16 protein-coding genes are annotated in these 19,835 nt (G+C 55.3%); 10 read left to right on the forward strand and 6 right to left on the reverse strand.

Translation table 11 applies throughout. The features are described from left to right. Nucleotides 1–8 precede the first annotated feature (8 nt). Nucleotides 9–1,541 (reverse strand): Re/Si-specific NAD(P)(+) transhydrogenase subunit alpha, encoded by a 1,533-nt coding sequence (gene pntA, locus Q3V30_RS10740; RefSeq protein ID WP_306205467.1) that lies wholly within the window; start codon nt 1,539–1,541, stop codon nt 9–11. 518 nt (nt 1,542–2,059) lie between these two features. On the opposite strand from pntA, the gene ydgH reads away from it, so the two are divergent. Beyond that, on the forward strand, nt 2,060–3,010 hold the full coding sequence (ydgH, locus tag Q3V30_RS10745) for a DUF1471 family protein YdgH (protein ID WP_306205469.1): 951 nt from the start codon (nt 2,060–2,062) through the stop codon (nt 3,008–3,010). A 224-nt stretch (nt 3,011–3,234) separates the two neighbouring features. Further along, the gene (locus tag Q3V30_RS10750; RefSeq protein ID WP_306205471.1) at nt 3,235–4,626 is read left to right on the forward strand and encodes an amino acid permease; all 1,392 of its coding nucleotides are present in this window, start codon (nt 3,235–3,237) and stop codon (nt 4,624–4,626) included. A gap of 82 nt (nt 4,627–4,708) precedes the next feature. Here the strand turns inward: Q3V30_RS10750 and Q3V30_RS10755 are convergent, their stop codons facing one another. Further along, nucleotides 4,709–5,122, reverse strand: coding sequence for a hypothetical protein (locus tag Q3V30_RS10755; protein ID WP_306205473.1), 414 nt, complete (start codon nt 5,120–5,122; stop codon nt 4,709–4,711). Between the two features lie 175 nt (nt 5,123–5,297). Here Q3V30_RS10755 and rstA point away from each other — a divergent pair, with 175 nt between their 5' ends. The 6 genes from rstA to Q3V30_RS10780 all read left to right on the forward strand — a co-directional run bounded on the left by rstA (nt 5,298) and on the right by Q3V30_RS10780 (nt 10,562). Next, nucleotides 5,298–6,026 carry a two-component system response regulator RstA gene (rstA, locus tag Q3V30_RS10760; RefSeq protein WP_306205475.1) on the forward strand — a complete coding sequence of 243 codons (729 nt, stop codon included), beginning with the start codon at nt 5,298–5,300 and terminating at the stop codon, nt 6,024–6,026. Beyond that, on the forward strand, nt 6,023–7,327 hold the full coding sequence (gene rstB / locus Q3V30_RS10765; RefSeq protein WP_306205477.1) for a two-component system sensor histidine kinase RstB: 1,305 nt from the start codon (nt 6,023–6,025) through the stop codon (nt 7,325–7,327). The genes rstA and rstB overlap by 4 nt, the downstream gene beginning before the upstream one ends. Before the next feature lie 27 nt (nt 7,328–7,354). Further along, the gene (locus Q3V30_RS10770; RefSeq protein ID WP_306205479.1) at nt 7,355–8,845 is read left to right on the forward strand and encodes a carboxypeptidase M32; all 1,491 of its coding nucleotides are present in this window, start codon (nt 7,355–7,357) and stop codon (nt 8,843–8,845) included. Nucleotides 8,846–9,005: 160 nt separating this feature from the next. Beyond that, nucleotides 9,006–9,461 (forward strand): acid resistance repetitive basic protein Asr, encoded by a 456-nt coding sequence (asr, locus tag Q3V30_RS10775; protein WP_306205482.1) that lies wholly within the window; start codon nt 9,006–9,008, stop codon nt 9,459–9,461. Nucleotides 9,462–9,551: 90 nt separating this feature from the next. Then, a complete protein-coding gene (gene ydgU / locus Q3V30_RS22810) occupies nt 9,552–9,632 on the forward strand; it encodes a small membrane protein YdgU (RefSeq protein WP_463322711.1) in 81 nt (26 codons plus the stop codon). Between the two features lie 114 nt (nt 9,633–9,746). After that, complete coding sequence (locus tag Q3V30_RS10780) at nt 9,747–10,562, forward strand: trypsin-like serine peptidase (RefSeq protein WP_306205484.1); 816 nt, start codon at nt 9,747–9,749, stop codon at nt 10,560–10,562. Between the two features lie 151 nt (nt 10,563–10,713). Here the strand turns inward: Q3V30_RS10780 and hrpA are convergent, their stop codons facing one another. Then, nucleotides 10,714–14,613, reverse strand: a complete 3,900-nt coding sequence (hrpA, locus tag Q3V30_RS10785; RefSeq protein ID WP_306205485.1) for an ATP-dependent RNA helicase HrpA — start codon at nt 14,611–14,613, stop codon at nt 10,714–10,716. Nucleotides 14,614–14,837: 224 nt separating this feature from the next. Here hrpA and Q3V30_RS10790 point away from each other — a divergent pair, with 224 nt between their 5' ends. Further along, complete coding sequence (locus tag Q3V30_RS10790) at nt 14,838–15,443, forward strand: FMN-dependent NADH-azoreductase (protein ID WP_306205487.1); 606 nt, start codon at nt 14,838–14,840, stop codon at nt 15,441–15,443. A 39-nt stretch (nt 15,444–15,482) separates the two neighbouring features. Here the strand turns inward: Q3V30_RS10790 and Q3V30_RS10795 are convergent, their stop codons facing one another. From Q3V30_RS10795 to Q3V30_RS10805, 3 genes are read right to left on the reverse strand one after another with little or no spacing between them, the layout of a single operon-like run. Continuing rightward, nucleotides 15,483–15,806, reverse strand: a complete 324-nt coding sequence (locus tag Q3V30_RS10795; RefSeq protein ID WP_306205489.1) for a YdbL family probable chaperone protein — start codon at nt 15,804–15,806, stop codon at nt 15,483–15,485. 10 nt (nt 15,807–15,816) lie between these two features. Continuing rightward, the gene (locus tag Q3V30_RS10800; protein ID WP_306205491.1) at nt 15,817–16,005 is read right to left on the reverse strand and encodes a YnbE family lipoprotein; all 189 of its coding nucleotides are present in this window, start codon (nt 16,003–16,005) and stop codon (nt 15,817–15,819) included. Next, on the reverse strand, nt 15,992–18,631 hold the full coding sequence (locus Q3V30_RS10805; RefSeq protein ID WP_306205493.1) for a YdbH family protein: 2,640 nt from the start codon (nt 18,629–18,631) through the stop codon (nt 15,992–15,994). The genes Q3V30_RS10800 and Q3V30_RS10805 overlap by 14 nt, the downstream gene beginning before the upstream one ends. Nucleotides 18,632–18,806: 175 nt before the next feature. Here Q3V30_RS10805 and Q3V30_RS10810 point away from each other — a divergent pair, with 175 nt between their 5' ends. Next, complete coding sequence (locus Q3V30_RS10810; RefSeq protein WP_306213189.1) at nt 18,807–19,799, forward strand: 2-hydroxyacid dehydrogenase; 993 nt, start codon at nt 18,807–18,809, stop codon at nt 19,797–19,799. Nucleotides 19,800–19,835 lie beyond the last annotated feature (36 nt).

Raw genomic sequence — 19,835 nt, forward strand, 5'->3', positions numbered from 1 at the left:
ATTACCCCTTAGTTCTTACGAAACATTTTCAGCATGCGCTGAGTTACGGTGAAGCCACCGAAAATATTGATACTGGCAATCAGCACCGCGATAAATGACAGGAAGCTGACCCAGCCGCCGTGTCCGATTTGCAGCACCGCGCCGACCACGATAATCCCGGAGATCGCATTGGTTACCGACATCAGCGGCGTATGCAATGCATGACTCACGTTCCAGACCACGTAGTAACCCACTACGCAGGAGAGCGCGAACACCGTAAAGTGAGAGAGGAAGGCGGCGGGAGCCGCATTGGCGAACCAGCCAAAGAGGATGATCGCCAGCGCAAACAGTGCGTACTTGCGGAACGGAGAGGCGGGTTTTTTCTCCTCTTTCTCGACCATTTTTGCTGCTGCTGGCGCCGCTTTAGGGGCTGCAGAGACCTGAATCGGTGGCGCAGGCCAGGTGACTTCGCCGTCACGAATAACCGTCACGCCGCGAATTACCACATCGTCGAAATCAACGCTGATTTCACCGTTTTTCTCTTTACAGAGCAGCTTCAGCAGATTGACAAGGTTAGTGCCGTAGAGCTGTGAAGACTGGGTAGGCAGGCGACTTGGCAGATCGGTATAGCCGATAATTTTTACGCCGTTGTCGGTAGTGGTCACCCGATCGGCTACCGTGAGTTCACAGTTGCCGCCGGTTTGCGCCGCCAGATCGACAATCACGCTGCCAGGCTTCATCGAAGCCACCATTTCGGCAGTAATCAGCTTCGGTGCGGGCCGACCCGGGATCAGCGCGGTGGTGACGATGATGTCCACTTCTTCTGCCTGTGCGGCAAACAGCGCCATCTCAGCTTTGATAAAGGCTTCTGACATCACTTTTGCATAGCCGTCGCCGCTGCCCGCTTCCTCTTCAAAATCGAGCTCCAGGAATTCGGCGCCCATGCTCTGGACCTGCTCTTTAACTTCCGGACGGGTATCAAAAGCACGGACGATAGCACCAAGACTGCCTGCTGCGCCGATCGCCGCAAGGCCAGCTACGCCCGCGCCAATCACCATCACTTTTGCTGGCGGTACTTTGCCTGCGGCGGTGATTTGCCCGGTAAAGAAACGGCCAAACTCATGGGCTGCCTCAACAATCGCGCGATAACCGGCAATGTTGGCCATTGAACTTAAGGCATCCAGTGACTGTGCGCGGGAGATACGGGGCACCGCATCCATGGACATCACGGTGACCTTGCGGGCCGCCAGCTTTTCCAGTAAATCGGGATTCTGCGCAGGCCAGATAAAGCTGACCAGCGTGCTGCCCTCACGGGTTAAGGCAATCTCTTCTTCATCGGGCGCATTGACCTTCAGAATGATGTCTGACTGCCAGACGGTGGCGGTATCCACCAGCGTGGCACCTGCTGCGGCATAAGCGGCATCATCAAAGCTCGCCAGTTTCCCCGCGTCGCGTTCTATCGCGACGGTAAAACCAAGTCCCAGCAGCTGCTCTACCGTTTTTGGCGTTGCGGCAACCCGGGCTTCGTTGGGCAACCGCTCTTTGGTTATTCCAATTAGCATAATATTCCCTTTCATCAGAGGTAATTTGATGGTTGGTCCTGACTGTCACGGCCCGGATGACCGCGACAGGAACTGTTTCAAACTGTTTATAACCTACTGAAAATATGTGCTGCGATCCAGCCACTGCGGGAAGGTTCGCAACTTTTCATATAATAATTCAGAGGCAAGCGGCAAAAGCAGCACGTTGAGGCTGAATTTATTTGATATTAGCGCATAATCTGCTGGCTAAAAAAGCGCATTAACCAATTAATGAAATAGAAAAAACACTATTTAACAATGAATTAACTTTATTAGTGGTATCAATAACCAGCTTAAGTGGTAAGCGGCGCGCTAACAGCGTAATTTAACAATTTATTAATACTGTTAAGCTCTCCGGCAAAGCGAAGCGCGATTGATGACTCAAAATGGCTGAGACAGCAGGCATTATTACATGTAATAATCGGCAGCTAATCTGTTACACATCAAGAGTCCAGCACGTTTTCGTACTCATTTTTTGCGTAAGGCGAAGGATTATTTTTATGAAGCTGAAGAACACCCTTCTGGCATCAGCCCTGCTGTCACTGACATCACTCTCCGCTTTTGCGGCACAGGAGCTGGCCCCGGAAAAAGCGGCCTCGCTGAAACCGTTTGATCGTATTGCGGTTTCCGGTCGTTTTAATGCTATCAATGACGCCAGCGCAGCGGTGTCAAAACGTGCCGATGAAATGGGCGCGGCTTCTTATTACATTCAGAATATCTCTGATACCAACGGAAACGGCGGGAACTGGCGCGTAGTGGCAGATCTCTATCATGCGGATGCACCCAAAGCGGCGCCATCGGATGATCGTATCATTAATGGTATACGCGAATTGAAAAAGGCAGAAGCCTACAAACTTGAACCGTTCGATACGGTTTCGATTAGTGGTTTCTACCGCAGCCAGCCGGAAGTGAATGACGCTATTACCAAAGCGGCAAAAGCTAAAGATGCGGCTTCCTTCTATATCATTCGCCAGGTCGATGCTAACAGCGGCGGCAACCAGTACATCACTGCCTACATTTATAAGGCTGACGCGAAAGAGCGTAAAGTTCAGTCTCCCGATCTGATCCCGGCCGATTCTCAGGCTGGTAAAGCGGCGCTGGCTGCCGGCGGCGCTGCGGCGAAAACCGTACAGATCCCGGGCGTGGCTTCTTCAGAAACCCCAAGCGCTAACGTAGGTCGTTTCTTTGAAACGCAGTCTTCTTCTGGTCAGCGTTACACCATTAAAACGCCGGACGGCAAAAGCGTGCAGGAAGTTAACGCCATTACGGCAGCACAGATGCAGCCGTTTGACAGCGTCACCTTTACCGGCCACTTCGGTACGCCTACAGAGGTGTCTGAAGCTGTAGGTCAGGCCGCCATTAAAAAAGGCGCGAAGTACTACCACGTTACCCGCCAGTGGTCTAATCAGAGCGGGGGTAACCTTACCGTCTCCGCAGACCTCTTTAAGTAATTCTTCAGGGACGGCGCCCGCCGTCCCTGCTCTTTTGCATAGTGAAGGCGGTTATTTTGCATAACCACTCACAATCCTCGCTAATCGCATTGCATCTCCCGTTCTCACTCCGTAGAATCGCCGCCGACTTCAGGGTATTCCTTCATCTCACTCGCCCTTTCCCGGCATGAAAAGCGAAGGTTTACCATTGGTTTGGTTTTTTATTCTGCTATTGGGACCTTTCTTTGGACAAAAAATTAGGCCTTACTGCCCTTACCGCGCTGGTGCTCAGTTCAATGCTCGGCGCAGGCGTTTTCAGTCTGCCGCAAAATATGGCGATGGTAGCCAGCCCGGCCGCCCTGCTGATTGGCTGGGCCATTACGGGAGGCGGCATTATTCTGCTATCGCTCGCTTTGCTGCTGCTGACGCGGCTGAAGCCAGAGCTGGACGGCGGCATATTCACCTATGCCAGAGCCGGATTTGGTGAGCTTGTCGGCTTCTGCTCCGCCTGGGGTTACTGGCTCTGTGCGGTCATTGCTAACGTCTCCTATCTGGTCATCGTTTTTTCTGCGCTGAGCTTCTTTACCGACTCCCCGGGTCATGTGGTGTTTGGTGATGGCAATACCTGGCAGGCGATGCTGGGCGCCTCTCTGCTGCTGTGGCTGGTTCACTGGCTGGTGTTGCGGGGAGTACAAACCGCAGCCAGCATTAATATCGTGGCGACGCTGGGCAAACTTATCCCACTGGGTCTGTTTGTAGTGCTGGCGCTGCTGGCGTTTAACTACGACCGTTTCCGTTTTGATTTCAACGGACTGGCGCTGGGTAAACCCGTCTGGCAGCAGGTGAAAGACACCATGCTGATAACGTTATGGGTGTTTATTGGCGTCGAGGGTGCGGTGGTGGTATCGGCTCGCGCCCGCAACAAAAGGGATGTGGGGCGAGCGACGATGCTGGCGGTGATCGCGGCGCTGATCGTTTATCTGCTGGTCACGCTACTGTCGCTGGGGATTGTGCCGCGCGCAGAACTGGCAGAGATGCGTAATCCCTCAATGGCTGGGTTAATGACCCGTCTGATCGGCTCCTGGGGCAATCTGATCATCGCCGTTGGCCTGGTGGTCTCGGTTTGTGGTGCCTATCTGAGCTGGACAATTATGGCGGCAGAAGTGCCCCTGCTTGCCGCAGATCAGGGTGCGTTTCCTCGTTCGCTGGCCCGACAAAATGCCCGCGGTGCCCCCGCTGCCTCGCTCTGGCTGACCAACGGCAGTGTTCAGCTCTGCCTGGTGCTCATCTGGCTGACCGGTTCAGACTACAACACGCTGCTGACTATCGCCTCGGAGATGATTCTGGTGCCCTATTTCCTGGTGGGTGCTTATCTGTTTAAGGTGGCCAAATCGCTTGAACGCCCTGGCGTGATGGCTATCGCCTGCGGTGCCAGCGCTTACGGCCTCTGGCTGCTTTACGCTTCCGGGCCTCTGCATTTGCTGCTTTCCGTGGTGCTTTACGCGCCCGGCATGATGCTGTTCCTGTTTGCCCGTCGGGGTGGACGAGGCGTGGAGAAACTCAGCATGCTGGAAAAAGGTTCGATGGCGCTGCTGGTGGTGGGAATGGCACCGGCGTTGTGGGTACTGCTGCGGTAGTGCGAAAAGGCAGGGATGGTGACCGTCAGGCGGTCATCATACTGCTGCGACCGGCCCGGAATGCTGATGGGATAAGGCGGTGTTAATGCGACCAGGCGGGAATGCTGACCGTCAGTCGGTCATCATGCTGCTGAAGAGTAAGGGGTTTAACGTACTCCTGACGGACGAGATCAAGCTGCGGCTCTGAGAGCGTATAGGGCAGCAGAATATCAAACTTTTCGATATGTTGTTGTTCAGCCAGCGTTATCAGTCGGGCGATGTTGATTTCGTCACTGACCTGAGTAGAGATGATTTGTAACGCGAGGGCTTTCAACCGTTCTGATGGCGCCTGGGGCAAATTGCGGGAGTTCCTGGTGACCACGCCAAAGATAGGCAACACGCCATAGATAGCGTCGACAAAACTCCAGCGCTTTTTACAGGAAGCAGCGAGGAAATCGATATAATTGAGGCAGATATAGTCACTGTGCCCGGCAGAAGCCAGCTTTTTATCAGACACTCTTACTCTCCTTTCTCTGATGATTAGTCCTCGCGGGCTGCCCCGGCAGGCCGGCGGCTATAATGGCATAAATAAGGGTGCTTATACTATACATCTGACGTTATTTCGCGGCGGGTAATAGTAGTTAAGTTTAACAAAGAGTAATCTTGCCCTCTCCTCACAGAAAAACAGCGCTATGAACAAAATTGTATTCGTTGAAGATGACCAGGAGGTTGGCGAACTGATTGCTGCCTACCTGAACCGTCATGATATTGAAGTGATTGTTGAGAGCCGTGGCGATCGAGCTGAAGCAACGATTGCGGCAGCCCGACCAGATTTAGTGATGCTGGATATTATGCTACCCGGCAAAGATGGCATGACGCTCTGCCGTGATTTGCGCGCCGGTCAAACCTGGTCTGGCCCCATCGTGCTGCTGACCTCGCTGGACAGCGACATGAATCATATTCTCTCTCTTGAAATGGGCGCTAACGACTACATTCTGAAAACCACCCCGCCGGCTGTGCTGCTGGCACGTTTACGGCTGCATTTGCGTCAGGCTGGCAGCAGCAGCCAGAGCGATGAAATTGCGCCTAAAGTGGCGGGACAGAACGCGCTCCGTTTTGGCACGCTCTCTGTGGATCCGGTCAACCGGCAAGTCACGCTCGGCAGTGAGGTCATTGCCCTTTCCACCGCCGATTTTGACCTGCTGTGGGAGCTGGCCACCCACGCTGGTTCGATCCTGAATCGTGATGCGCTGTTAAAAACCCTGCGCGGCGTCAGCTACGATGGCCTGGATCGCAGTATCGACGTGGCTATCTCCCGACTGCGTAAAAAACTGCTGGATAGCGCCACTGAACCCTATCGCATCAAAACCATCCGTAACAAAGGCTACCTCTTCGCTCCCCATGCGTGGGACGCAAAATGAAAAAACTCTTTATCCAGTTCTATCTTTTGCTGTTTGTCTGCTTTCTCGTAATGGCGATGCTGGTTGGCCTGGTGTACAAATTCACCGCCGAACGGGCCGGACGACAGTCGATGGACGATCTGATGAAAAGCTCGCTCTATCTGATGCGCAGCGAGCTGCGTGAGATCCCGCCGCGCGACTGGAATAAGACCATCGATAATCTGGAGCTGAACCTTTCGTTTAAGCTGCATATTGAACCGATGAGCAAATATCAGCTCGATCCCGTTACCCTGCGGCACCTGCGCGCCGGTGAGATAGTGGCGCTGGACGATGAGTACACTTTTCTTCAGCATATCCCCCGCAGCCACTATGTGCTGGCGGTAGGCCCAATCCCCTATCTGTTTTTCCTGCATGAGATGCGCATTCTGGATATCGTGCTGCTGGCTTTTATCGGTATTTCGCTGGCGCTGCCGGTGTTCATCTGGATGCGGCCGCACTGGAAAGATATGCTGCGACTGGAAACGGCCGCCCAGCGTTTTGGTCAGGGGCATCTTAACGAGCGCATCCATTTTGACAGCGCCTCCAGCCTGCTGCGGCTTGGCGTGGCCTTTAACCAGATGGCGGACAATATCAACACCCTGGTGGCCAGTAAAAAACAGCTGATTGACGGGATTGCTCACGAGCTGCGCACCCCGCTGGTGCGGTTGCGCTACCGGCTGGAGATGAGCGATAACTTAACGGAGAGTGAGGCTGCGGCCCTGAATCGCGATATTGGTCAGCTTGAATCACTGATCGAAGAGTTGCTGACCTATGCGCGGCTCGACCGGCCCAAAGTCGATCTTAACCTTCACTCTCTGGATCTGGCTGAATGGCTGCAGGAGCGGCTTGACGATATCCGCACCCTCCACCCTGACTTTACGATTGACCTTGATATGCCGCAACGGCATAACACGGGCGTTGCCGATACCCGCCTGATGGAACGCGTGCTGGACAATCTGGTGAACAATGCGTTGCGCTACGCCAGTGAACGGCTGCGCGTCAGCCTCTGGTTTGATGGCAATACCGCCTGCCTGCAGGTGGAGGATGACGGACCGGGCATTCCGCCGGACGAGCGGGAGCGGGTATTTGAACCCTTTGTACGCCTCGACCCCAGCCGTGACCGCGCCACCGGCGGGTGCGGTCTTGGTCTGGCGATTGTTCACTCTGTCGCCCAGGCCTTTAATGGCTATGTGTTAATTGATGCCAGCCCGCTCGGCGGTGCCAGCGTTCGCTTTTGCTGGCCTGTTGATTTACCCTTATCATCCTCTACAGGCGCTGCCTGACAGCGCAAAAACTTTCCAGGGAGCCTCATGTCAACTGCCTACGCTAACTTAACCCGTACCTTCACCCGCCTTTCACGCTTTGGCCATCTTGCCGCCATTACCGGCTGGGATATGATGACCATGATGCCGCCCGGCGGCAGCAGCGCCCGGGGGGCGGCCCTTGCTGAACTCAGCGTGCTGCAGCATGAAATCCTGACGGCAAAAGAGGTGGGAGAGTGGCTGAATGAAGCGGAACAGGCTTCTTTAAACGACGTTGAACGCACCAACCTGTTTGAGATGCGCCGCGCCTGGCAGCAGGCCGCCCTGCTTCCCGCCTCGCTGGTGGAAGCGAAATCCGTGGCCGGTTCGCGTTGTGAACACGCCTGGCGCCAGCAGCGGCCCGCCAATGACTGGCAGGGTTTTTCAGCGAACCTGAAAGAGGTGGTCAAACTCAGCCGCCAGGAAGCGGAAATCCGCTCTCAGGCCAACGGCTGCTCGCGCTACGATGCGCTGCTCGATATTTATGAGCCGGGCATGACCAGTGCGAAGCTGGATAAAACCTTCGGCGACATCAAAGCCTGGCTGCCAGATTTACTGCAACGTATCGTAGAGAAACAGGCGCAGGAAACCGTGGACGTCCCGGTCGGGCCTTTTGCCGTAGAGTCGCAAAAGCAGCTTGGCCTGGCGATCATGAAGCAGCTCGGTTTTGACTTTAACGCCGGGCGGCTTGACGTCAGTGCGCACCCCTTCTGCGGCGGCGTGCCGGAAGATGTTCGCATTACCACGCGTTATAACGAGAATGAATTTATCAGCGCCATGATGGGCGTGATCCACGAAACGGGCCACGCGCGCTATGAGCAGAATCTGCCGAAGCAGTGGGCAGGCCAGCCGGTTTCGCTGGCGCGTTCGACGGCGATCCATGAATCCCAGAGTCTGTTCTTTGAAAAACAGCTTGGACGCAGCGCCGATTTCCTCAGCCTGATCCTGCCGCAGGTTAAGCTGCTGATTGGCGACGGCCCTGCGCTGGAAGAGTCTAACTTTATCGCTCTGAACCAGCGGGTGAAGCCGGGCCTGATCCGCGTCGACGCGGACGAGGTGAGCTATCCGGCCCATATTATTCTGCGCTATGAAATTGAACGTGCGCTGATTGCCGGGGATATTGAGGTCGACGACATTCCTGCCCTGTGGCAGGAAAAAATGCAGGCGCTGCTGGGGCTGGATACCACTGGCAACTACCGCGACGGCTGCATGCAGGATATTCACTGGACCGATGGCGCATTTGGTTACTTCCCTACCTACACGCTGGGAGCGATGTATGCCGCACAGCTCTTCCAGAGCGTGAAAAAAGCGCTGCCGCAGGTCGACGAACTGCTGCGCGAGGGCAATCTGGAGCCGGTATTTGCGTGGCTGCAGCAAAACATCTGGCAGCACGGCAGCCGTTTCAGCACCCGTCAGCTGATGGAGAACGCGACCGGCGAAGATCTCAACCCTGCTTATTTCCGCCAGCATCTGGAAAACCGCTACCTTAACGGTTATTGATCCCCTTAAGAGCAGGCGATCCCGCCTGCTCTTCCCGGTTGTACAATCCGTTACACGCCGATACCAATCACTCACTGAAAGCCCTCACGCCTTCTCATATAGTTGCTCTACCGGCCCCGCAGTGGGCTGATACATGAACTAAACATTTGAGGGTTTTGCAATGAAAAAATTATTTGCTCTGGTTGTAGCCGCTGCAATGGGTATCTCTTCAATGGCTTTCGCTGCGGAGACTACCGCTGCTCCAGCCGCAACTGCTACCACCGCTGCTCCGGCAAAAGCGACCACGCACCACAAAAAACATCATAAAGCCGCCGTACAGAAAGCCCAGGCTGCTAAAAAGCACCACAAAAAAGCCGCTAAAAAACCGGCAGAGCAGAAAGCCCAGGCTGCTAAAAAAGTGCATCACAAAAAAGCAGCTAAGCCAGTAGCGCAGAAAGCTCAGGCAGCTAAAAAAGTGCACCACAAGAAAGCCGCTAAGCCAGTAGCGCAGAAAGCTCAGGCAGCTAAAAAAGTGCACCACAAGAAAGCCGCTAAGCCAGTAGCACAGAAAGCTCAGGCAGCTAAAAAAGTACACCACAAGAAAATGGCTAAGAAAGCCGCTGCGCCTAAAGCGTAATTAATGAAGCGGGAGCCTGGCTCCCCCCTCAACATGATTTAATACAAACACCCGGATTATTCCGGGTGTTTCTTTCCTGGAGATCGGATGATGGTACGCCGCTATTTATTCGAAATTATCCTGGGCTTTATGATCGTCTGCGGGGTTATTGCCGCCAGCTTTTATCTTTAACTTGCGTAGCGTGCTGATATTCCAAATTAAACTCCCTTTTTTACCGCTATCCGTCTATAGTTATTATCACGCCGTGGTTAACCCTTACTCTTCATTCTCCACTCAGAGAGAAACATGCGCCTGACAGCTGTTTTTTTAATTGGATGCTTAGCCTGTTCTTTTTATTCCCATGCTGACGATGATGATGAAAGTCCGAGCGCAGCTGATGTCAAAACGCTCTTCTTTGGTCATGACGATCGAAAAGCGGTGGCTGATACCGCCAGCCAACCCTGGGAGGCTATTGGTCAACTGGAAACCGCCAGCGGCAATCTCTGTAGCGCCACGCTGATCTCGGCCCACCTGGTGCTGACCGCCGGCCACTGTCTGTTGGCGCCACCGGGTAAAATAGACAAAGCTATCGCCCTGCGCTTTATTTCAACCAATAAAGGCCACTGGCGTTACGAAATTCATGATATTGAAACACGTGTCGATGCTGAATTAGGTCATAAGCTGAAAGCTGACGGCGACGGCTGGATCGTGCCCTCTTCCGCCGCGCCTTACGATTATGGCCTGGTGATATTACATAATCCGCCCTCGGGTATTACCCCCATCCCGCTGTTCGACGGCAGCCGCAGCGATTTAACTGCCGCGCTGAAAGCAGAAGATCGCAAAGTGACGCAGGCAGGCTACCCGCTGGATCACCTTGAAACGCTCTACTCTCACAGCAACTGTCTGGTGACCGGATGGGCGCAGAAAGGGGTGCTGTCGCACCAGTGCGATACGTTACCCGGTGACAGCGGATCGCCGCTACTGTTGCAGGTGGATAACGTCTGGCAGCTGATTGCCGTGCAAAGCTCGGCGCCGGCGGCTAAAGATCGCTATCAGGCGGATAACCGCGCCATCGCCGTCACCGCGTTTCGCGATAATCTGGAAGCGTTAGCGCAGGAATAAACACCAGAGCGTAATACCTTCTGCTCTTATGCAGCCATGCGGCGCGGCTGTATTTACCAATACCACAGCGCGTCGGCTATTTACGCGGCATGTAAAAAAAGGCAGCAGATGAAAATCTGCTGCCTTTTTGCGATCAACGTTTAGCTTGCCGTTATACTACGATCTCATCCATTGCCTGCTGGATACGCTTCTCTGAAACCGGATAGGGCGTACCAAGCTGCTGGGCGAAGTAGCTGACGCGAAGCTCCTCAATCATCCAGCGGACATCTTTCACATCTTCATCCTCACGGCGAAGCGGCGGCAGCTTGTTGTACCAGGTGTTCCACGCCTGCTGTATGTTCTCCACCTTCAGCATTCTGGCACGATCGCTGTGCGGATCGACCGGCAGCTTTTCCAGACGGCGTTCAATCGCGTTCAGGTAACGTAGCGTATCTGAAAGACGCTTCCAGCCGTTCTGGGTCACAAACCCTTTGTAGACCAGCCCGGACATCTGCGCTTTGATATCAGAGAGGGCCAGCGCCATGGTCATATCCACGCGCCCTTTCAGTCGCTTGTTGATGTTGAAGACCGCAGTGAGGATCTGCTCCACCTTTTTCGCAATATCAACCACTGTATCGTTCAGCTCTGCGCGTACTTTTTCGTGCAGGGCTGCAAAACCCGCTTCCTGCCAGCTTGGACCGCCATGTTCAGCAATCAGCTTATCCACGCCGCAGGCGATGCAGTCATCAATCAGATCCAGCACCTTGCCGTAAGGGTTAAAGTAGAGCCCCAGCTTGGCTTTGTTCGGCAGCTTTTCATGCAGATATTTAATCGGCGACGGGATATTCAGCAGCAGCAAACGGCGCTGCCCGCGCCACATCGCTTTCCTCTGCTCGTGTTGAGAATCAAACAGCCGGATGGCGACGCTATCCTTTTCATCCACCAGCGCAGGCCAGGCCTTCATGCTGTAATTACCGCGCTTTTGCTCGAAATGGTCGGGCAGATCGCCAAAGCTCCAGATATGCAGCCCGCTCTGTTCCAGCCCGTCATCCGCCACCAGCGACAGCGTCTCCTGCACCTTGCCTTTCAGCTGCAGCTTGAGTGCGGCAAGGTCGCGCCCCTCATTCAGCTTGCGGTTGTTTTCATCCACTACCCGGAAGGTGATTTTAAGGTGATCGGGCACCTGATCCCACTGCCAGGCCTCCCGATCAATGGTGATGCCGGTCATGCGCCGGAACTCGCGCTCCAGCGCTTCCAGCAGGGGCAGCGCCAGCGGCGTAACGCGGCCTAAAAATGCTTCAGCATAGTTAGGTGCTGGTACCAGATTACGGCGCACCGGTTTTGGCAGCGATTTGATCAGGGCAATAATCAACTCACGGCGCAGGCCGGGGATCTGCCACTCAAAGCCGCCCTCTTCAACCTGATTCAGCAACGGCAGCGGAATATGTACCGTCACTCCGTCCGCATCCGTTCCCGGCTCGAACTGATAACTCAGACGCAGTTTAAGATTGCCCTGCTGCCAGAAGTTCGGGTAATCGAGCTTGCTGACGTCGTTAGCACCCTCTTTAATCAGCATCTCTTTAGCGAAATTCAGCCGCTCCGGCTCTTCACGGCTCGCCTGCTTCCACCAGCTGTCGAAATGGCGTGCCGAGACAACTTCATGCGGAATACGCCGATCGTAAAAGGTAAACAGCGTCTCGTCATCCACCAGAATATCGCGACGGCGGGACTTATGCTCCAGCTCCTCCACTTCCTCACGCAGTTTCAGGTTGGCGCGGAAAAAGGCGTGGCGAGTCTGCCAGTCGCCTTCGACCAGCGCATGGCGAATAAACAGTTCGCGGGACAGAACCGGATCGATCTGGCTGTAATTAACCTTGCGGGCGGCCACGATGGGCAGCCCGTACAGCGTCACTTTTTCACTGGCCATCACCGCGCCCTGCGCTTTTTCCCAGTGTGGCTCGCTGTAGCTGCGCTTAATCAGATGCTGGGCGACCGGCTCAATCCATTCCGGGTCGATGCGGGCGGCAATGCGCCCCCACAACCGGCTGGTCTCGACCAGTTCTGCCACAATGGTCCATTTAGGCGGCTTCTTGAATAGCCCGGATCCGGGGAAAATAGCAAAACGGGCATTACGCGCGCCGGTATACTCCTGCTTATCGGCATCTTTCTGGCCGATATGGGAGAGGAGTCCGGTAAGCAGCGCCGTGTGCACGCCGCGGAAATCCGCCGGCTCACTGTTTAGCGGGATGCCCTGCTCACGCACGACCTGACGCAGCTGGGTGTAGATATCCTGCCATTCGCGCACGCGCAGATAATTAAGATACTCCATCTTGCAGAGGCGGCGGAACTGGCTGGAGGAGAGCGCCTTTTGCTGCTCTTGCAGATAGTCCCACAGGTTTACGAACGACAGGAAATCGGACTCTTTATCCGCAAAGCGGGCATGCTTTTCATCAGAAGCCTGCTTCTTCTCCGCCGGCCGCTCACGCGGGTCCTGAATAGAGAGCGCCGCGGTGATGATCATCACCTCCCGCGTACAGGCGTAGCGCTGGGCTTCCAGCACCATTTTGGCCAGACGGGGATCCACCGGCAGCTGCGCCAGCGAGCGGCCCGCGGGGGTTAACTTGTAGTGCTGATTTTCACTCTGGGTAATGGCGCCCAGCTCTTCCAGCAGCTTGACGCCATCCTGAATATTGCGCTTATCTGGCGCCTCCACAAAGGGGAACGCGCCGATATCGCCCAGACCCAGCGCGGTCATTTGCAGAATGACCGAGGCCAGATTGGTGCGCAGAATTTCCGGGTCGGTAAACGCCGGACGATTGATGAAATCCTCTTCTGAATAGAGACGAATGCAGATCCCTTCAGAGACACGGCCACAGCGGCCTTTACGCTGATTAGCCGAAGCCTGAGAAACCGGTTCGATAGGCAGGCGCTGCACCTTGGTGCGGAAGCTGTAGCGGCTGATACGCGCCGTGCCCGGATCGATAACATATTTGATGCCCGGCACGGTCAGCGAGGTTTCTGCCACGTTGGTCGCCAGCACGATACGCCTGCCGGTGTGGGACTGGAACACGCGGTTTTGCTCGGCATTCGACAGACGGGCGTAGAGCGGCAGGATCTCGGTATGAGCCAGATCGCGCCGGTTGAGCGCATCGGCCGTATCGCGAATTTCGCGCTCGCCGCTCATAAAGATCAGAATATCGCCGCGGCTCTCTTTACCCAGCTCGTCCACCGCATCAAAAATCGCCTGGAGCTGATCGCGATCGGTATCATCAGCCTCTTCCACCACCGGACGGTAACGCACCTCAACCGGATAAGTTCTGCCGGAAACTTCAATCACCGGTGCATTGTTGAAATGCTTCGAGAAGCGCTGTGGGTCGATGGTCGCGGAGGTGATGATCACTTTTAAATCGGGGCGACGCGGCAACAGCTCCCGCAGATAACCGAGCAAGAAATCGATATTCAGGCTGCGTTCGTGCGCCTCATCGATAATGATGGTGTCGTACTGCATCAGCAGCCGGTCCTGCTGAATTTCAGCCAGCAGAATACCGTCGGTCATCAACTTGACCTGGGTGGTTTCACTCACCTGGTCGTTAAAACGGACTTTATAACCGATGCAGCCACCAAGGCTGGTCTCCAGCTCCTCGGCAATGCGGTCTGCCACGGTGCGCGCAGCCAGGCGGCGCGGCTGGGTGTGGCCAATCAGCCCGGTGATGCCCCTGCCCAGTTCCAGACAAATTTTGGGTAGCTGAGTGGTTTTACCTGAGCCTGTTTCACCAGCAACAATCACCACCTGATTATCGCGAATGGCGTCCGCAATATCCTGTTTCTTCTGGCTGACCGGCAGGTTTTCCGGATAGCGAATGGTCGGCGTAGCGGCGCGACGCTGAGCTACCCGCGCTTCAGCCAGGGTGATTTCTGCAGCCAGTTCATCAGCAATAGCCTGCAGGGCGGCTGGCTTACTCACTTTTTTAGCCCCGTGCAGACGCTTCAGCAACCGCTGGCGATCGCGCAGCATAACGGCGTCCAGACGGGGAAAGAGCGTGGCAAGGGGCGATTGCGGTGTTATCGACATAAAATTCAAAACTCGCTAACTGCCGGGCGTGCGGCAGACGATGGGGATAAAAATTTTGCCTATTGTAGCACAGACAAACACTTAGCTCTGGCTCTGCGCGGGTAAGCTTGTTCAGTAATTTCGAACATAGCCCTCAGAATATTGCACTATCACTGAGAATCGATTATCCCTAGAGTGTAAAGCATTGAGCGGAACATCTTTCGCATCCCAAACAGGAAATTAACATGAGCAAAGTTTTAGTTCTGAAATCCAGTATTCTTGCCGGTTACTCTCAGTCAAATCAGCTGGCCGATCACTTTGTTGAAGAGTGGAAAGCGGCGCACGGCAGCGACGAAATTACCGTCCGCGACCTGGCTGCAAACCCAATTCCAGTACTGGATGGCGAGCTGGTTGGTGCGCTGCGTCCTTCAGATGCCACGTTGACTCCTCGTCAGCAGGAAGCGCTGGATCTCTCCAACGAGCTGATTGCAGAAATCCAGGCTCATGACACCATTGTTATGACGGCGCCGATGTACAATTTCAACATCCCAACCCAGTTGAAGAACTACTTTGACCTGGTTGCCCGTGCTGGCGTGACTTTCCGTTACAGCGAAAACGGTCCTGAAGGCCTGATCACCGGTAAGAAAGTGGTAGTGATCTCCAGCCGTGGCGGCATCCATAAAGATACCCCAAGCGATCTGCTGACTCCTTACCTGAAGCTGTTCCTGGGCTTCCTGGGGATGTCCGACGTGAAATTTGTCTTCGCAGAAGGCATTGCTTACGGTCCGGAAGTGGCGACCAAAGCGGCCAACGATGCCAAAGACGTTCTGAAGCAGATCGTTGCAGCTTAACGCCAGAGATGACAGAGAAGCAGCCTGCGGGCTGCTTTTTTATTGCCCTTTTTGCAGCCACTCTCCGTTAATGCCGCGCACATATTCCCCTGCCGCTGCGCGTTCAACCAGCTTTTGCCCCGCTATTCTGCCGACCGCCGCGGTGGTCATATTATTTCGCTCTGCCAGGATCTGATACTGCTGTTTACGCCCCTGATTGATGCGTTCTGCCAGCTCCAGCGTCTCTTTGTCCTGCTTGAGCGGTGCTATATAGCCCGTTAGCGTTTCGCCTACCCGCCCCTGGCTACGCGCTTCGTCCAGGGTGAGTGCCATTGCTGCCGGAGAGAGTAACAGCAGCACCAGCAGGAGACTTTTTAGTTGCATGCTGAACTCCTCAGAACAGACCGCTCTGGTTCTTTAACAGCGCCTCGACATCCTTATCAACCTTGATATGGATCTCATGTTCAATCTTAACGTTCATATTGATGGTGATCGGCTCTTTTGGTGCCGCTATTTCAATACGCGGTATACAGCCGCTCAGCAGCAATATTCCGGCAGGCATCAGCAGGCTAATGCGTTTCATCAGTCGTTTCCTTTTGCGTCGGCAGCGTGGCGTTTTGTTCCACCCAGGATTGCAAATTATCGCCAAAGCGCAGGCTGCGCCAGAGCTGAAAGAGGTTTTCCTGCTGCGTGTAATTCAGCGACACGCGCTGGTTTTTATCACTGAAGCGGCTGATGCCGTTGACCTGCGCCTTCATGGTCATCGCCCCAAGATTATCAATATCTATCGTCGCCCAGCTGCGGGAGATCTCCATATAGCGCAGCCAGTCCATCGCGGCTCCGGCGGCAATGTTACTGCTGGCGATAGCATCCGCAAAATCTTTATCCAGCCGTACGGTAAGCGGCCCGTTGTTGGCGATCCAGCCATCTTTAATCAGCCAGCGGGAATTGGTCAGCCACAGCGGCATCGCGCCGTTGATATGCCCGGACATGGCGATCTGTTTGGGCTTCACCGCCGTCACCAGCTCACTCATGCTGATATTGCGCAGCCGTACTGTTGCGGCTTCTTGCTGGGGCATCTGCAGGCTCTCCATACTCAACTGCCCGCCCAGTACATCGACAGAGACGTTGCTGAGGCGCAGCGGCTCTCTGGCGTTCCACGGATACCAGCCCTGCAAATCAGCCGTGATATTCTTTAGCGCAAACTGGTTCTTCACCTCTTTGATTCGCAGCGAAACCGGCCCTTTTGCGCCGAAATACCACTGATGCGCCCTGAGCCGGAACGGCAGAGAGAAATCGATGCCGTTGATCTCATTGTCCGGCATCCACACGCTGCCCTCGCTGACCACCCAGTGCCCACCCGCTTCGAACCCCTGATCGGCAGCAGCGGAAAAGGCGACCTGCGCTTTTAGCCTGCCACCCTGAATCTTCATTTTAAGGTCGTCACTCAGTAGCGGCTGGAAAACGGTCAGCGACTGTTCCGGCCACCAGGCCTGGCCGCGCAGGCGCACCCCATCCCACCGACCCTGCAGACGCACCGGGCCAATCTCCTGCGCATTAAGCGTGCCATTATAAAGAAACGCGGCAGGATCGCGCCCTTTCAGGGTGACGCTGAGCGTGGCGGGCGGTAAAAAACCGCCGCTGCTGAAGGTGGTTTGCTGCGCATCCAGCCGGAATTTGCCATCAAACGCCGGCTTTTCGCTATCACGTTGCCAGTGGACTGGTTCTGCCAGACTCAGGCGTGGCGCCTGTACGTTAACGCTGCCGTAACTTATCTGGTCAAAACCTGTGGAAAGGGAGGAAAGCTCAATCAGCGACGCTTCCCAACGCCCCCGGCCGCTGACATCCCATCTGGCCGACAGCGGCGCCATATACCCCTCGCCCCAGTAGCGCCAGCCCCATTTGCCTTTATCAGGCCAGAAGTCAGCAGCGCGACCATCCAGATGGAGCCTGAAACGGCCCCACTGCGGATCGTGAGCCGTAAGGATGGCCTGCAGACGGCCAGAGATCCCCTTTGATGAGAGCGTCACCCCCGCCAGCGGCCAGCGGGCTTCATCAACCTCCAGCGTGGAAAGCAGGCGACCACGAAGCCGCAGCAGTGCGCCAGGCTTGAGCTGCAGTACCGGATCCAGCAGCGGGCCCTGCAGCTCGCCGGGGAGACCGGCATAGAACTGCAGCTGAGCGAGTTTGCTCTCACCGGTCAAACGAAACGGTAGCTGACTGTTCTGCCAGTCAAGATGGCCTGGCCCCAGTGAAAGCACTACGTTTCCTTTCCCGCCGCGCCCTTGCGTGAGTACGTTCAGCCGCCCGGTTATCTCTGTGGCCGGGATCCCCTGCTGCCAGTTTTTCAGGGCCAGGGTAACGCCGCCGGAGAGAGGCTGCGAAGCATAGGGCCAGCACCACTGGCCCTGCTGGATCAGGATCTGTTGTTCGGAGATGGCCCACGGCAGGCTCACCAGCGGCGTCTCATCCCCCTGAGGGTGGATAACCAGTTCTCCCGCCTGCTGTTGCCACGCCAGGTTAACGGTCAATGGCGCGGGAATGCCCTGAAGCGTCATTGCCCCTTTCAGTTTACCGCTATCAGGTAACGTATTGGGAACAGTCGGTAAGCGTAACGTACCGGCAATATTCACCGGCTCAGGCACACCCGGTACGTTGAGGGTCAGCGAATTGAGCGTCAGCGTCTGGCCATTAAGCTGTGCATTCAGCAGCAAATTCTGGCTGCGGTAACGAAGCGTTTGCTGCTGACGATCGGTGCTCAGCTCCAGCGCACCTGCCCAGGTTTGCCAGGGAGAGACAGTGAGATTAGTGATGGCTATATCCGCAGCGGGCAGCATGGCCTGCCAGTCGGCCAGGGTGCGCGGGGTGTCAGGCTGCTCGCTGGCCGGGAGTTTGCTGCTACAGCTGCTCTCTATGGTCACACTGCCCGCCTTTAACACCCAACGCCCGGCCTTGCGCCCTAGTGAGAGATCGCGAATGTCCGCCAGATCGCACTCTGCCACACGATACCGCAGGCCCGACAGCGTCAGTTTACCCGAGCGCCATTGCGGACTCCCCGCCATTACCAGAGAGGTGTTGGCAGGCAGCCACAACCCAACCAGCCGGGGCAGCCAGTGGGGTAGAGTCAGCAGCAGGGCCGCGAGCGACAGCACCACGATCGCTATAATCGCAGTGACGACTTTCCAGCCGCGTGAGAGGCCAGTCAACATTCTGTTCCATCCGTGAAGAGCATAGGGTGAAATGATGGCATGGAATCCCCTGGCGGAGAAGTTTTTAACTAATAATCATGATTCTGCGCAAATCTGTGCGACGGTCCCGCGCCTGTTAAGAATTATTGTTACTATGATGGAAGCAGCATTCCCTTAGGGTCACAGGAGAGAGATGATGAAACTTGCGGTATACAGCACCAAACAGTATGACCGGAAATACCTTGAGCAGGTCAATGAGCAGTATGGTTATGAACTGGAGTTCTTCGACTTCCTGCTGACCGAACGCACCGCGAAAAACGCCGTGGGCTGCGACGGCATCTGCATTTTTGTTAACGATGATGGCAGCCGCGTGGTGCTGGAGGAGCTGGCCGAACTGGGGATTAAATTTATCGCCCTGCGCTGCGCTGGCTTCAATAATGTCGATCTTGCGGCTGCAAAAGAGCTGGGGATCAAAGTGGTTCGTGTGCCGGCCTATTCGCCTGAGGCGGTGGCAGAGCATGCGGTGGGCATGATGATGACCCTTAACCGTCGCATTCATCGCGCTTATCAGCGTACGCGTGATGCCAACTTCTCTCTGGAAGGCTTGATCGGGTTTAATATGCATGGCCGCACCGCTGGCATAGTGGGAACCGGAAAAATTGGTCTTGCCACGCTGCGGATCCTGAAAGGGTTTGGCATGCGCCTGCTGGCCTTTGACCCTTACCCTAACCCCGCCGCGCTGGAGCTGGGCGCCGAATATGTCGATATTCATACGCTGTTCAGAGAGTCTGATGTGATCTCTTTGCACTGCCCGCTCACGCCGGAAAATCACCATCTGTTAAATATGACCGCGTTCGAACAGATGAAGGATGGCGTGATGATCATCAATACCAGTCGGGGCGGCTTAATCGATTCACAGGCGGCGATTGACGCGCTGAAGCTGCAAAAGATTGGCTCTCTGGGAATGGATGTCTACGAAAACGAGCGGGATCTCTTTTTTGAAGATAAATCGAACGATGTGATTCAGGATGATGTTTTCCGTCGCCTTTCAGCCTGCCATAACGTGCTGTTTACCGGCCATCAGGCTTTCCTGACGGCGGAAGCGCTGACCAGCATTGCTGAAACCACGCTGGAAAACCTGAAACAATTAACAACCGGTCAGCCCTGCCAGAACGAACTGACTGCATAATTTGCAGAATGCTGGCCGGTTATTATTCTGCCGGCC

It is taken from the genome of Erwinia pyri (assembly GCF_030758455.1).
Taxonomy (GTDB): domain Bacteria; phylum Pseudomonadota; class Gammaproteobacteria; order Enterobacterales; family Enterobacteriaceae; genus Erwinia; species Erwinia pyri.